Annotated in this window: 12 protein-coding genes and 3 pseudogenes; 9 read left to right on the forward strand and 6 right to left on the reverse strand. The window is 52.4% G+C overall.

Annotation, left to right across the window (positions count from 1 at the left end; translation table 11 throughout):
• Positions 1 to 349 (forward strand): annotated as a pseudogene (locus tag EPIR_RS08280) (transposase); the annotation flags it as partial.
• Positions 350 to 458: 109 nt separating this feature from the next.
• Here the strand turns inward: EPIR_RS08280 and EPIR_RS19050 are convergent.
• Positions 459 to 778: pseudogene (locus EPIR_RS19050) on the reverse strand (phage integrase central domain-containing protein); the annotation flags it as partial.
• Between the two features lie 231 nt (positions 779 to 1,009).
• On the reverse strand, positions 1,010 to 2,101 hold the full coding sequence (ychF, locus tag EPIR_RS08285) for a redox-regulated ATPase YchF (protein ID WP_023654895.1): 1,092 nt from the start codon (positions 2,099 to 2,101) through the stop codon (positions 1,010 to 1,012).
• Between the two features lie 359 nt (positions 2,102 to 2,460).
• Between ychF and EPIR_RS08290 the strand changes: the two genes are divergently transcribed.
• Positions 2,461 to 3,942 (forward strand): SulP family inorganic anion transporter, encoded by a 1,482-nt coding sequence (locus tag EPIR_RS08290; protein WP_048697194.1) that lies wholly within the window; start codon positions 2,461 to 2,463, stop codon positions 3,940 to 3,942.
• Positions 3,943 to 4,076: 134 nt separating this feature from the next.
• Positions 4,077 to 4,757 carry an EAL domain-containing protein gene (locus tag EPIR_RS08295; protein ID WP_023654899.1) on the forward strand — a complete coding sequence of 227 codons (681 nt, stop codon included), beginning with the start codon at positions 4,077 to 4,079 and terminating at the stop codon, positions 4,755 to 4,757.
• A 40-nt stretch (positions 4,758 to 4,797) separates the two neighbouring features.
• On the opposite strand, the gene pth is transcribed toward EPIR_RS08295, so the two are convergent.
• Positions 4,798 to 5,385 carry an aminoacyl-tRNA hydrolase gene (gene pth / locus EPIR_RS08300; protein ID WP_023654900.1) on the reverse strand — a complete coding sequence of 196 codons (588 nt, stop codon included), beginning with the start codon at positions 5,383 to 5,385 and terminating at the stop codon, positions 4,798 to 4,800.
• A 262-nt stretch (positions 5,386 to 5,647) separates the two neighbouring features.
• On the opposite strand from pth, the gene ychH reads away from it, so the two are divergent.
• The gene (gene ychH / locus EPIR_RS08305; protein ID WP_023654901.1) at positions 5,648 to 5,947 is read left to right on the forward strand and encodes a stress-induced protein YchH; all 300 of its coding nucleotides are present in this window, start codon (positions 5,648 to 5,650) and stop codon (positions 5,945 to 5,947) included.
• Between the two features lie 284 nt (positions 5,948 to 6,231).
• Here ychH and prs read toward each other — a convergent pair whose 3' ends face one another.
• The 3 genes from prs to lolB form a co-directional block, all read right to left on the reverse strand.
• A complete protein-coding gene (prs, locus tag EPIR_RS08310; protein ID WP_023654903.1) occupies positions 6,232 to 7,179 on the reverse strand; it encodes a ribose-phosphate diphosphokinase in 948 nt (315 codons plus the stop codon).
• A 175-nt stretch (positions 7,180 to 7,354) separates the two neighbouring features.
• Complete coding sequence (ispE, locus tag EPIR_RS08315; RefSeq protein WP_023654904.1) at positions 7,355 to 8,224, reverse strand: 4-(cytidine 5'-diphospho)-2-C-methyl-D-erythritol kinase; 870 nt, start codon at positions 8,222 to 8,224, stop codon at positions 7,355 to 7,357.
• Positions 8,221 to 8,847 (reverse strand): lipoprotein insertase outer membrane protein LolB, encoded by a 627-nt coding sequence (lolB, locus tag EPIR_RS08320; RefSeq protein ID WP_023654905.1) that lies wholly within the window; start codon positions 8,845 to 8,847, stop codon positions 8,221 to 8,223. The genes ispE and lolB overlap by 4 nt, the downstream gene beginning before the upstream one ends.
• A gap of 225 nt (positions 8,848 to 9,072) precedes the next feature.
• On the opposite strand from lolB, the gene hemA reads away from it, so the two are divergent.
• The 5 genes and pseudogenes from hemA to sirB1 all read left to right on the forward strand — a co-directional run bounded on the left by hemA (position 9,073) and on the right by sirB1 (position 13,427).
• Positions 9,073 to 10,329, forward strand: a complete 1,257-nt coding sequence (gene hemA, locus EPIR_RS08325) for a glutamyl-tRNA reductase (protein WP_023654906.1) — start codon at positions 9,073 to 9,075, stop codon at positions 10,327 to 10,329.
• 39 nt (positions 10,330 to 10,368) lie between these two features.
• Positions 10,369 to 11,451: a peptide chain release factor 1 gene (gene prfA / locus EPIR_RS08330; protein ID WP_023654907.1), complete on the forward strand. Its 1,083-nt coding sequence runs from the start codon at positions 10,369 to 10,371 to the stop codon at positions 11,449 to 11,451.
• Positions 11,451 to 12,296, forward strand: coding sequence for a peptide chain release factor N(5)-glutamine methyltransferase (gene prmC / locus EPIR_RS08335; RefSeq protein ID WP_023654908.1), 846 nt, complete (start codon positions 11,451 to 11,453; stop codon positions 12,294 to 12,296). Before prfA ends, prmC begins: the two co-directional genes overlap by 1 nt.
• Positions 12,297 to 12,621: pseudogene (locus EPIR_RS08340) on the forward strand (SirB2 family protein).
• Entirely contained in the window at positions 12,618 to 13,427 is an 810-nt protein-coding gene (sirB1, locus tag EPIR_RS08345; protein ID WP_023654910.1) for an invasion regulator SirB1, read from the forward strand. Before EPIR_RS08340 ends, sirB1 begins: the two are co-directional and overlap by 4 nt.
• Positions 13,428 to 13,458: the final 31 nt, after the last annotated feature.

The following is a 13,458-nucleotide window of genomic DNA, read 5'->3' on the forward strand; positions in this document are numbered from 1 at the left end:
CGTGGGTGGCAGTAGTAAAAGCTCGGGGCTGTTTATCAGCCTGATTAAACACCTTAAAGCGACCTACCGCCGGGCACGAAGCATCACGCTCATCGTGGATAGCTACATCATCCACAAGAGCCGGGAAAGGCTGTGCTGGCTGAAATAGAATCCAAAGTTCAGAGTCATTTATCAGCCGGTTTACTCGCCGTGGGTCAATCACGTTGAACGGTTGTGGCAGGCATTACACGACACAATCACCCGCAATCATCAGTACCGTTCAATGTGGCAATGACTTCAGAAGGTGAGGCACTTTATCGAAACGATCAGCCCCTTCCCGGGCGGGCTGCATGGTCTGGCCAAAGTGTAGCGATATTAGGATCAGCTATTTAGGGTTTAAACTGCGGCCACGATCAGTGATGTTCAAACCAGTATGGAAACATGGTTGCTGCTGATTGGGAGACTGAAAGGGAAGAGATCAGAGTCGCCACTGCCAGCTCGAAAACTGATGAAATAGTGCGTCGGGCATCAGTGGCAACTGTCGGTGCGCCTCGTTTAGCGGTTTCCTGAAGAATTTTAAGAATGTTGTGCGGGGTGGCTTCCTGATAGGGAGTTTGCCAATGGAGGGGAAAACCACACGCCCCAGCATATCCAGCCGACGCGTTTTGGTGATTTCTACCAGTCTTTCATTCGCACCCACTCTTTAGCGATAAACTCAAAAGTGTTGAATGCTTCGTTAAGCTGGTGGATCTTATCTAATTCTGGCCTGTGTCGGGTTTATTTGCGGTCTTGCCCGTATTTCTCCCGTGCCTAAGCGAGTTTACCGCGCAGCATTGCGTCTCAGTAAACATAATGATGACTGATGTATTTCTTATACCGTTATTGTGCTTACCTGAAGTTAAGATGGAAGTATCTGCTACTCATATTTGGCTGCGTTACAGGAAAAAAAATCCACGCAACCGCGTGGATTTTATGGGGTTTTTGTGGTCGCCATGAGATTCAATGAACCTCATTAGACAACAAAAGCGAATTAGACGTTAAACAAGAAGTTCATTACATCGCCATCTTTCACAATATACTCTTTACCTTCTGAACGCATCTTACCGGCTTCCTTGGCCCCTTGCTCACCCTTGAAGGCAATAAAGTCATCAAAAGCGATAGTCTGTGCGCGGATAAAGCCTTTCTCGAAATCGGTGTGGATTTTACCGGCAGCCTGCGGTGCTGTTGCACCAACCGGGATGGTCCAGGCGCGCACTTCTTTTACGCCAGCGGTAAAGTAAGTTTGCAGGTTTAACAGGCTGTAACCGGCGCGGATCACGCGGTTCAGACCGGGTTCTTCAATACCCAGCTCGGCCATAAACTCTTCGCGATCGCCATCTTCAAGTTCAGCAATGTCCGATTCCACAGCGGCACAAACCGGCACCACTACGGAGCCCTCGCTAGCTGCAATCTCACGCACCTTATCCAGATAAGGATTGTTTTCGAAACCGTCTTCGTTGACGTTAGCGATATACATGGTTGGCTTCAGGGTCAGGAAGCTCAGATAGCGAATGGCTGCTTTATCTTCGTCGCTCAGATCCAGCGCGCGCAGCATGCCGGCTTTTTCCAAATGTGGCAGGCATTTCTCCAGCGCAATCTGCTCGGCTTTGGCATCTTTATCGCCACCCTTCGCTTTTTTCTGCACGCGCTGCAAGGCGCGCTCACAGGTATCCAAATCGGACAGGGCGAGTTCGGTGTTAATCGTTTCGATATCATCAGCCGGATCGACTTTATTGTTCACGTGAATGATATTGTCGTTCTCAAAACAGCGTACTACGTGACCAATCGCTTCCGTTTCCCTGATGTTAGTCAGGAACTGATTACCCAAGCCTTCGCCCTTAGAAGCCCCTTTGACCAGTCCGGCAATGTCAACGAATTCCATCGTGGTTGGCAGAATGCGCTGCGGCTTAACGATCTCCGCCAACTGGTCCAGACGTGAATCAGGCATTGGCACGACGCCGGTATTAGGCTCAATGGTGCAAAACGGGAAGTTAGCAGCTTCGATACCCGCTTTAGTTAACGCATTGAACAGGGTGGATTTCCCGACGTTTGGCAGGCCCACAATACCGCATTTGAATCCCATGTTTGAATCACCTTAATAGCTTGATAATCAAGAGGTAAATAAAGACCTCTGGATATTGTCACAGACGGTTGTCTTATAAGTTTACGCGCATTATACACGTAATTTTAGCCTTAATGGCGTTGATTTCTCATGCCCCAGCTAACTTAGTTCTTGAGATCCTGCTCACATTTTCCCATACTGACACGACTTTACAAAGATCCGGGGGATCCTGCAGATGCATTGCTCGCGGCTTACGCCACCTTAAAATGCCTCCCCTCTGCGCAACGCCTGTTGCCGCCACTCGTCATTCTGACGAGCCAGCTGTGCCCGATAAATGCGGCACTGACTATCAATCACGCTAAATGAAGACTGGAAAGAGTATGTTTAACCTGAAAAATTTCAGGGCGAGAGACGTGAAAAATGACGTCCTGGCCGGGGCAGTGGTCTCTGTCGCACTGATCCCTGAAGCCACCGCCTTTTCGCTGCTGGCCGGTCTTTCACCGACCATTGGGCTGCACACCGCCTTTATCCTGGGGTTGATAACCGCCTTTTTCGGCGGCAAACCGGGAATGATTTCTGGCGCAGCAGGTTCCATCATTGTTGTATTGATTGGCCTGATAACCCAGCATGGCTACGAGTATGTGCTGTTGGCGACGATCCTTGCGGGGCTAATCCAGCTGTCGATTGGCGTGCTGCGGCTGGGTAAATTTATCCGCCTGGTGCCGCAACCCGCGATTTACGGTTTTGTTAACGGGCTGGCCATTGTCATTATGCTGGCCCAGTTCCCAATGATTAAAGGGCAGGGGCCGGTGATGTATGGCCTTGTGGCACTCGCTATGCTGATAGTCTGGCTGTTTCCTAAACTGACCAAAGCTATTCCCGGTTCACTGGCCGCGCTGATTGCCATCAGCGCCATTGCGGTTGGTTTTGGCCTTGATACCAAGCGTGTCGGCGATCTGGCGGATATCTCCGGCACGTTGCCGCAGTTCCACCTGCCGACTGCTCCCTTGAGTTGGGAAACGTTGAAAATCGTGCTGCCGTATGCGGTGGTGATTGCGCTGGTGGGGCTGATTGAGTCGTTATTAACACTCTCTGTGCTCGACGAAATGGGCAGTAAAAAGGGTGCTGGTAATCAGGAGTGCGTCGCGCAAGGGATCGGAAATACCCTTTGTGGCTTTTTTGGTAGCTTCGCGGGTTGCGCGATGATTGGCCAATCGATTATCAACTTCACCTCCGGTGGGCGTGGGCGTATCTCTAACCTCGTTGGCGCGCTACTACTGATCCTGTTTGTTGTCAGTCTGTCGCAGTATATCGCACTGCTTCCTGTGGCGGCGCTGGCGGGCATTATGTTTGTGGTCTGTATCAATACCTTCGAGTGGAGCTCTCTGCGTCGTCTGAAGCGTATGCCGAAAGCGGATGCTGTGATTATGGTAGCGGTGACGCTGGTCACCATTTTCACCGACCTGGCACTGGCGGTGATCTGTGGTGTGATTATTTCTGCACTGGTCTTTGCCTGGCAGCATGCGCGTATCCGTGTTATTGAGCGCTCTGAGACGCAGGAGCATAAGACCTATCAACTGGAAGGACCGTTATTTTTTGGTTCCACCACGGCTTTTCAGGAGTTATTTAATCCGCTGCAAGACCCGGATAATGTGGTGATTGACTTTGCTCGCACCCGCGTAATGGATTCCAGTGGGGTAGAGGCTATTGATAAACTTACAACCCGCTATCTGGAGGCCGGAAAAAATCTGCGTCTGCGTCATCTCAGTGAGGACTGTATCAGTCTGCTGCAACAGGCCGGACCTTTTTGCACTCATGAGTTAGACGACCCGGATTACAAAGTTGCCAGTAACGATGTTTGAAGCGTAAAGCCGATGGCGATCCTGCCGATAATCTGAAAACCGTCATGCATCACGGTGCAGACGGTTTTATTCATTATAGTTGATAAGAATACAGGTTATTTCATTGGCAGGACGCCTGTTAATCGGTTGGCAGCATGAAAAACGAATTTCTTTGTATTCCTCTGCATACGCTTTGCGGAGAGCTGATTGCCATCGACTTATGTTACCGCCCACAGAATAAACCCGGTCATGGCAACCCTTTGGCTCCACAGCCATTTATGCCGGCGCAGGTTCGATTGTTAAATCAGTTGCTGATTGTTGAACATCACGCGGATATTTTCCTTCAGCATGGGCTGTTATGCAGTCTGGCAATCGATTTTCAGCAGGCGCAGGCGGTCATTGAGTCCTCTCTGATACAGCAAATGCTCAGTCATCTGCCATTTGTTCGGCTCAGGCTGTCGGAACAGTTTCCTAATTTGCATGATGGTATGAATAACCCGTTGCTGCGCACGCTGGTGGAACGGCTTAATGTGTTATGGCTGAACGATCTCGGCGCGGGACATGCCAATCTGCATGCACTACAGTCAAATATGTTTGAAGCGATTAAGTTGGATCGTCAGTTTTACCAGATAAACGTGCGTAAACCTTGGTTCAACATCTTGATCGATCGTATTCGCCAGTACAGCAGCCGTATAATTATTGAAGGCATGATTGATAATGCGCAGCTACAGGTGCTGCGCGATAGCCATATTTGGGCGGTTCAGGGCTATTTTATGCCGATGCTGACCCTGGACAATCTGCTACGGCATCTTGTCACACGGGGCAAAGTGAATTAGCCACCGCCCGGAGAGAGCTTTACTGGAACAGGGAGTTCGATCAGCCCGCTTTAAAACTATGCAGGCGGTTCATCGCTTTCAAACGATCTTCTTTCAGCCAGAGTTCGGTACAGCGTGCTGCTTCATCTACCGCGTCATCGATCAGCTGTTGTTCTACTGCCTGAGGTTTACCCAGTACGAATCCAACCACTTTCTGTCGATCCCCCGGATGGCCAATACCGATGCGCAAACGATGAAAATTCAGGTTGTTACCTAGCCTGCTAATGATATCTTTAAGGCCATTGTGACCGCCGTGGCCGCCCCCCTGTTTAAACTTCGCCACGCCCGGCGGCAGGTCCAGTTCATCGTGAGCCACCAGAATTTCTTCAACAGGAATACGATAAAAGGTCGCCATTGCGGCAACTGCCTTGCCGCTAAGATTCATAAACGTGGTGGGAACCAGCAGGCGCACATCTTCACCCCCTATATTCAGGCGCGCGGTGTAGCCGAAAAATTTGCTCTCTTCTTTCAATGACTGATTATGGCGCTCTGCCAGCAGGTCAACGTACCAGGCACCAGCATTATGGCGCGTGGCGGCATATTCGGCGCCGGGGTTTGCCAGTCCAACGATCAGTTTAATTCGGCTCACTTATCATGTTTCCTGCAAAATACGGATGAAAGCGGCCAGTTTACTCAAGCAGAACGGATAACTCAAAGATCTGCGTAAAAACCCGATTTATAACAGCAGGCAAGCGCGTATAAGACAGTAAAGTACAAAGTTCTCCTTACGTAAAAATTTGTCAAATAATCACCGCTAAATGTGATCGCTGACTCATCAAAATCTCTTAATGTTTCCTAAACTGGCTTTGTGTGGAAGCGGAGTCTGCTATTGAAAAGGTCTGGGGGTCACGATGAAACGTCAACATACACATCTTTTAGGTAACGGACTGATGATATTGGGATTGGTGGTAATGATTGCCGGCATTGGTTACTCCGTGGTGAATCAGTTCCCACAGCTCAGCCTGCCGCAATTTATGGTAAATGGTGCGATATTCAGTATTTTTATCGGTGCTCTGATGTGGTTAGCTGGGGCCAGAATCAGTGGTCGGGAAAAAATCGCCGACCGATATTACTGGGTGCGCCATTGCGGCGACCAGCGCTGCCGTCATGGCGGTGGTCAGCACCATCACAATCACCATCGTCATCAGTGATGGTAAGGTTTGCGCCTGTTAAGACGGGCGCACAGTTTTGTTCACTATGGGCTGCCGAGTGGATACTGTCCCATTCATTTCCTGCCAGATAACTGCATTTACCCTTTGCCCACACCCTGTCTTAATCAATAAAACTCAGCTCAAATAAAAAGGGACAGGCGCTTACCTGTCCCTAAGTGCTGACATAAAAAATAGGTGCTCAGCACTGAAAGGCTGAATCTGCATCAAGCCCTGGCATCAGATAATGCCGGAGCAAATACGGTATTCAGCCAGCTTAATGCCTCTTAATGCTCAAACATCGCTGAAATGGACTCTTCATTACTGATACGACGAATCGCTTCAGCCAGCATGCCTGACAGAGTGAGGGTACGCACGTTAGGCAATGCTTTGATCTCTTCCGGCAGAGGAATAGTATCGCAAACCACCACTTCATCAATCACCGAGTTACGCAGGTTTTCGACCGCATTACCGGAGAAAATAGGGTGAGTGGCATAAGCAAATACACGTTTAGCCCCGCGCTCTTTCAGCGCTTCGGCTGCTTTGCAAAGGGTTCCACCGGTATCGATCATATCATCAACCAGCACACAGTCGCGGCCAGCCACGTCGCCGATGATATGCATCACCTGTGACACGTTGGCACGCGGACGGCGCTTATCGATAATCGCCATATCCGTGTCGTTCAGCAGCTTAGCAATGGCACGGGCGCGTACCACGCCGCCGATGTCCGGGGAGACCACAATCGGGTTTTCCAGACCCAGTTGCAGCATATCTTCGAGCAGGATGGGGCTACCAAACACGTTATCTACCGGGACGTCAAAGAAGCCCTGAATCTGTTCAGCGTGCAGATCCACTGTCAGAACGCGGTCAACACCAACGCTGGAAAGGAAGTCGGCAACCACTTTGGCAGTGATAGGAACACGGGCCGAGCGCACGCGGCGATCCTGTCGTGCATAGCCAAAGTAGGGGATGACCGCAGTAATACGACCAGCGGAAGCGCGACGCAGGGCATCAACCATCACAACCAGTTCCATCAGGTTGTCATTGGTAGGAGCACAGGTGGACTGGATGATGAAAATATCACCACCGCGTACATTTTCGTTGATTTGTACGCTCACTTCACCATCACTGAAACGACCGACGGCGGCGTCGCCCAGGCTGGTGTAAAGGCGGTTGGCAATACGTTGTGCTAGTTCCGGGGTGGCGTTACCAGCAAAAAGCTTCATATCAGGCACGAGAAGAACCTCAGGCTTTGCGTCCAGAGAATGAAATATCGAAAACAGCACTGGGCGGAATACTGTTTACGTTTTCATACGGGTGTCTTACCCGACATCCTTAACGCTGAAGCAGCGCCAGGGATGTCGGGTTATCTGAGAGCGGTTGTGCAGTGTCTGGAACAGGGTGACACTGTCACATTAGGCTCGGTTGCTCCGACAGGGTGCGGTGTAGCGGAGAAATGTTAACGCCTCGCGCAACAAACCCCTGCAATCCAGCCGGAGCCAGCTCAAACACCTGACGGGCGGCGGACTCGGTGTCGAATTCAGCAAACACACAAGCACCCGTTCCGGTCAGGCGTGACGGCGCATATTCTAGCAGCCAGGAAACGAGCTGTTCAACCTCGCAAAAACGATTTCTTACTACTGTCTCACAATCATTGCGGAATTCGCTCGATAATAAGGCTGCGATTTCACGATGTGGTGTGTTTCTGGTCAATGCCGGGTCACTGAAGACTAAAGGTGTGGCAATACTGACCCCAGGATGCATCACAAGGTACCATTTCTCAGCGGGTGAAACCGGCGTAAGCCGCTCACCAACCCCTTCGGCGAAAGCGGCGAAGCCATGCACAAACACCGGCACGTCGGCACCTAGCTGCAACCCAAAGACTGCCAGCTGTTCAAAACTGAAGCCAGTTTGCCAAAGATGATTCAGCGCCACCAGCACCGTGGCGGCGTTGGAAGAGCCGCCGCCCAGGCCACCGCCCATCGGCAGCCGTTTGGTTACCGCGAAGTTTGCACCGGCATTAGCGGGCAGGGTGCCATGCTTTTGCGCCTGTTCGCGCAGCAGTTTTGCCGCACGAATAATCAGATTTTCATCGTCGGCCACGCCGTCCAGTGGACTTAACAGTTGCAAAGCTCCACTCTGATTGGTTTCAATCGTCAGAGTATCGCCATAATCGAGGAACTGAAAAAGCGTTTGCAGATTGTGATAGCCATCCGGACGGCGGCCGGTGATGTAGAGAAAAAGATTGAGCTTTGCCGGTGCGGGCCATGTGGTTGTCATTTTACCGTCCAGCTATCCATCTTCAGCTTAATTCGCTGGTCGCCCTGTTGCAGTTCAATATTCGCAGGCAGCTGTGGGTTTTGCTCGTCGTGGTAGCTCAGGTAGGTAACGTGCCACTGTTTACCCTCTTCACTGAAATTGACCTCACGCAGGCGGTAGCGATCGTCCAGCTGATAATCCGTAGCTTCGCCCGGCAGGCCCATCATCCATTGGCGCAGGTTACTCAATGGAATGGTCATGCCGGTCAATTGAGAAATCATCTGCGCAGCATCGTTACTGACATACCGTTTGCCTTTGTTGTCGACGATCTGTGCTACCTGGCCCTGCTGATCCAGCTGCAATTCGGTACTGCCCAGCGGGTTGGTCAGCAGCAGACGGTAGCGGTCTGGCGCGCTTTGCTGCCAGTTAAAACGGGCATAGACTTTTTGCCGATCGGAGAGCCAGGCAAAAGCCCCTCTGGTTTGATACTGGGTTATTTTTTCAACCGCCTGCTGGTGCTGATGCCACTGCGCAGACGTCGGGCTTTGACCGGGTTTTTGCGGCTGCGTGTGCAGGCCGCAGGCCGTCAACAGCAGGCTGGCAAGGGGAAGAAGCCGCCACAGGCGGCGATTCGACAATAACATAATCAGGTCAGCTCCTCAGACTCGGTTCGGGCATACTTGCCGCATTAACCGCTCACGCTAACCAGCTAAATTGATGCCGTCAATGAACAAATTATCTGATTCGAACGAAGTAAGGGATATCTTGTTGCAGGGATAGACGAAGCATGGCTTTTATTGATCCCGCGCATCTTGTAGAATGCGCCTCACAAAACCCTATCAACAGTGGGATCTCCCCGACCTGTCACCATGACGTTACTGGCTCTCGGAATTAATCATAAAACGGCACCTGTGGCCCTGCGTGAGCGTGTAACGTTCACGCCAGATACCCTCGAACAGGCGCTCAACAGCCTGATGGCCCAGCCGCTAATACAGGGTGGCGTGGTGCTGTCTACCTGTAACCGTACCGAGTTGTACCTTAGTGTTGAACAGCAAGAGAACCTGCAGGATCAGCTGATAGCCTGGCTATGCGATTATCATCAACTGAGCCCCGACGAGGTGCTGAAAAGCCTTTATTGGCATCATGATAATGAGGCGGTTAGCCATTTGATGCGCGTGGCCAGCGGGCTTGATTCACTGGTGCTGGGGGAACCGCAAATTCTTGGACAGGTGAAAAAAGCCTTTGCTGACTCTCAGCGCGGGCATTCGCTGTCCAGTGAACTGGAGCGCATGTTCCAGAAATCTTTCTCCGTGGCAAAACGTGTGCGCACCGAAACGGAGATTGGTGCCAGTGCGGTTTCGGTGGCTTTTGCCGCCTGTACCTTGGCGCGTCAAATTTTCGAATCGCTCACCACGGTCAATGTACTTCTGGTTGGGGCGGGTGAAACCATTGAGCTTGCCGCGCGCCATCTGCATCAGCACAAGGTGAAAAAATTGATGATTGCCAACCGCACGCGCGAACGCGCGCAGGTGCTGGCTGCGGAAGTTGACGCTGAAGTTATCAGCCTTGCAGATATCGATGAGCGTCTCGCCGAAGCCGATATTATTATCAGCTCTACCGCCAGCCCGCTGCCAATTATTGGTAAAGGAATGGTGGAGCGTGCGTTAAAAAAACGGCGTAATCAACCCATGCTGTTGGTGGATATTGCCGTGCCGCGCGATGTTGAACCGGAAGTGGGCAAACTGGCGAACGCCTATCTTTACAGCGTTGATGACCTGCAGGCGATTATTGAAAGCAACATGGCACAGCGGCAGGCCGCAGCGGTAGAGGCTGAAACCATCGTTGTGCAAGAAAGCAGCGAGTTTATGTCCTGGCTGCGTGCGCAGAACGCGGTTGAAACCATTCGCGACTACCGCTCTTCGGCGGATCGGGTGCGCGCTGAACTCGAGGCGCGCGCCATCCAGTCTTTGCAGCAGGGAGCTGATGCCGAACAGGTACTGCGTGATATGGCTCATAAATTAACCAATCGTTTGATCCACGCCCCAACCAAATCTCTTCAGCAGGCCGCCCGCGATGGCGATGGCGAACGCCTGCAAATTTTACGCGACAGCCTCGGGCTGGAGTAGCGTTTCAGGTCTCACTTTTTAAAAGGTAAAATAATACGAATGAAGCCTTCTATTGTTGCCAAACTGGAAGCCTTGCAGGAGCGTCACGAAGAGGTCGAGGCGATGCTGGGCGATGCTGGCGTCATTGCCGATCAGGAGCGTTTTCGCGCTTTGTCGCGGGAATATGCCCAGTTGACCGACGTCAGTCAGTGTTTCCGTCAGTGGCAGCAGAGCCAGGAAGACATTGAAACCGCTGAAATGATGCTCAGCGATGTCGAAATGCGCGATATGGCACAGGAAGAGCTACAGGCAGCGCGCGCCACCAGCGAAGAGCTTGAACAGCAGCTACAGGTACTGCTGCTGCCAAAAGATCCTGATGATGAACGCAACTGCTATCTGGAAGTCCGCGCCGGAACGGGCGGGGATGAAGCGGCCATTTTTGCCGGCGATCTGTTCCGCATGTACAGCCGCTACGCCGAATCCAGGCGCTGGAAAGTGGAAGTAATGAGCGCCAACGAAGGTGAGCACGGTGGATACAAAGAGGTTATCGCTAAGGTCATCGGCGAAGGGGCCTACGGACGCCTCAAGTTTGAATCCGGCGGACATCGTGTTCAGCGTGTGCCGGAAACGGAATCGCAGGGCCGCATTCATACTTCGGCCTGTACCGTAGCGGTGATGCCCGAATTGCCGGAAGCCGAACTGCCGGATATCAATCCATCCGACCTGAAAATAGACACCTTCCGTTCCTCCGGGGCGGGTGGACAGCATGTTAACACCACCGACTCCGCCATTCGTATTACCCACCTGCCAACCGGGATCGTGGTGGAGTGTCAGGACGAACGTTCCCAGCATAAAAACAAAGCCAAAGCGCTCGGCGTGCTGGGTTCACGCATTCGTGCTGCTGAAATGGCACGACGTCAACAGGAAGAGTCTTCTACTCGTCGCAACCTGCTTGGCAGCGGCGATCGCTCCGACCGTAACCGCACTTATAACTTCCCTCAGGGCCGTGTGACCGACCACCGCATCAATCTGACGATTTACCGCCTGGATGAAGCAATGGAAGGTAAGCTGGATACGCTGATTGAGCCTATCGTGCAGGAATACCAGGCCGATCAGCTGGCGGCGCTCTCCGGACAGGATTAATGCAGATACGTGACTGGCTGCGTGCCGCAACCGCTCAACTTAGCGAAAGTGACAGTCCTAAGCGTGACGCGGAGATCCTGCTGGGGTTGGTGACCGGCAAATCTCGTGCCTGGCTGATCGGGTTTGATGATAACGTGCTGGACGCAGCAGCGCTGAAACGACTTGATGCGTTACTGGCGCGACGCGCGGCCGGTGAGCCGATAGCTTATCTGACGGGAGAACGTGAGTTCTGGTCACTGTCGCTGTGCGTCACACCGGATACGCTGATCCCGCGTCCAGACAGCGAAGTGTTAGTTGAGCAGGCGCTGGCTCGTCTGCCTGGCGAGCCCTGCTCCATACTGGATCTGGGCACCGGCAGCGGGGCAATCGCGCTGGCGCTGGCCAGTGAACGGCCAGACTGTCAGGTGGTGGGGATCGATCGCATTCCTGCCGCAGTGGCGTTGGCACAGCATAATGCCGCCAGGCTTGGCCTGACTAACGCCACCTTTATGCCGGGGAACTGGTTTTCCGCACTCGATCGGCGGAGATTTGCCGTGATTGTCAGCAACCCCCCGTATATTGACGCGGCTGATGAGCACCTGTCGCAGGGGGACGTGCGCTTTGAACCCGCCAGCGCACTGGTGGCTGGCGATAACGGTTTAGCGGATATCAAAATTATTGCCGCTAAGGCAGGACACTATCTAGCTGACGGGGGATGGCTCCTTTTAGAGCACGGTTGGCAGCAGGGCGAAAGGATACGACAAATTTTAGCGGACAATCGATTCTGTCAGATCGCAACCTGTCAGGATTACGGCGGCAACGATCGCGTGACCTTCGGGCAAAAAAACACTAGCAAGGGACGCTAAATGGTTGCCTGGTACACGCCTCTAAAAAATCTTCACTTGCCGAGCATTGCCATCACAACGTTGATGTTACGGACGCATTCCTCCATGCTGCTGACTTCAGGCGTGGTGACGATGACTCATTTCTACCTGTTCAGCGCGCAGGGTAACTGGCTGACGGAAAAGCCGTTTGGCGTTATCATCTGCCTTGCGCTGAGTTTTATTGCTTTAGGACGCCGCCCGCGCACACAAAAAAGCGCGTTGGATGGCGTTTGCTGTGGCGTTGATCGCCTGGCTGACTATCATCAGGTCAGCCACCACTAAAATGCCACTGCTGGGGTTTGTATGACGTCGATAGTTGATTTTGATTTTAGCAGTACGTCGCTGAGTGAAGCGATGATAACTGCATCGCGGTATATCCGCAGCGATTTTCCTGACGATGAGGCCAGAAAGCAGCTGGCACAGCTGGTTGATGAAGCGCGTGCTGAAATCCCCTCGGAGCTGGGCGCTGATTTGCAGTTACAGCAACTGATTGAACTTTTCTGGGGCCGCTGGGGATTTGGCGGTGCCAGCGGGGTTTACCGCCTGTCGGATACCCTGTGGCTGGATAAAGTATTAGGCACTCGCCAGGGGACAGCCGTGTCACTCGGGGTTATTTTCCTGCATATTGCCGGGAAGCTTGATCTGCCTCTGCTTCCGGTGATCTTCCCAACGCAACTGGTTCTGCGTGCCGAATGGATTGACCAAAATTTATGGTTAATCAACCCATTCAATGGCGAAACGCTGGATGAGCACACGCTGGAAGTGTGGCTGAAGGGCAATATCGGGCCGGGAGCGGAGCTCTATGAAGACGATCTCCAGGAAGCAGAGCCGGCCATGGTGCTGCGTAAAATGCTCGATACGCTGAAGTCTGCGCTGATGGACGAAAAACAGATGGAGCTGGCGCTGCACGCCAGCGAGGTGCTGTTGCAGATGGACCCCGAAGATCCGTATGAAATTCGCGATCGCGGACTGATTTTTGCCCAGCTTGAGTGCGAACATATCGCACTCAGCGATCTGACCTACTTTGTTGAGCAATGTCCTGAAGATCCGGTCAGCGAGATGATTAAAGTTCAGATCCACTCCATTGAACAGAAACAGATTGTCCTTCACTAAATTAAGTGAACCTGAGATATAAGGCGAAGAG

Source organism: Erwinia piriflorinigrans CFBP 5888 (genome assembly GCF_001050515.1).
Taxonomy (GTDB): Bacteria; Pseudomonadota; Gammaproteobacteria; order Enterobacterales; family Enterobacteriaceae; genus Erwinia; species Erwinia piriflorinigrans.

What these genes read in the sequence shown, in the direction of transcription:
- lolB (WP_023654905.1), bottom strand. Translation starts at nt 8,847, where the DNA reads ATGTTATTGTCGAATCGCCGCCTGTGGCGGCTTCTTCCCCTTGCCAGC.
- ispE (WP_023654904.1), bottom strand. Translation starts at nt 8,224, where the DNA reads ATGACAACCACATGGCCCGCACCGGCAAAGCTCAATCTTTTTCTCTAC.
- sirB1 (WP_023654910.1), top strand. Translation starts at nt 12,618, where the DNA reads ATGACGTCGATAGTTGATTTTGATTTTAGCAGTACGTCGCTGAGTGAA.
- ychF (WP_023654895.1), bottom strand. Translation starts at nt 2,101, where the DNA reads ATGGGATTCAAATGCGGTATTGTGGGCCTGCCAAACGTCGGGAAATCC.
- prfA (WP_023654907.1), top strand. Translation starts at nt 10,369, where the DNA reads ATGAAGCCTTCTATTGTTGCCAAACTGGAAGCCTTGCAGGAGCGTCAC.
- ychH (WP_023654901.1), top strand. Translation starts at nt 5,648, where the DNA reads ATGAAACGTCAACATACACATCTTTTAGGTAACGGACTGATGATATTG.
- EPIR_RS08290 (WP_048697194.1), top strand. Translation starts at nt 2,461, where the DNA reads ATGTTTAACCTGAAAAATTTCAGGGCGAGAGACGTGAAAAATGACGTC.
- hemA (WP_023654906.1), top strand. Translation starts at nt 9,073, where the DNA reads ATGACGTTACTGGCTCTCGGAATTAATCATAAAACGGCACCTGTGGCC.
- prmC (WP_023654908.1), top strand. Translation starts at nt 11,451, where the DNA reads ATGCAGATACGTGACTGGCTGCGTGCCGCAACCGCTCAACTTAGCGAA.
- EPIR_RS08295 (WP_023654899.1), top strand. Translation starts at nt 4,077, where the DNA reads ATGAAAAACGAATTTCTTTGTATTCCTCTGCATACGCTTTGCGGAGAG.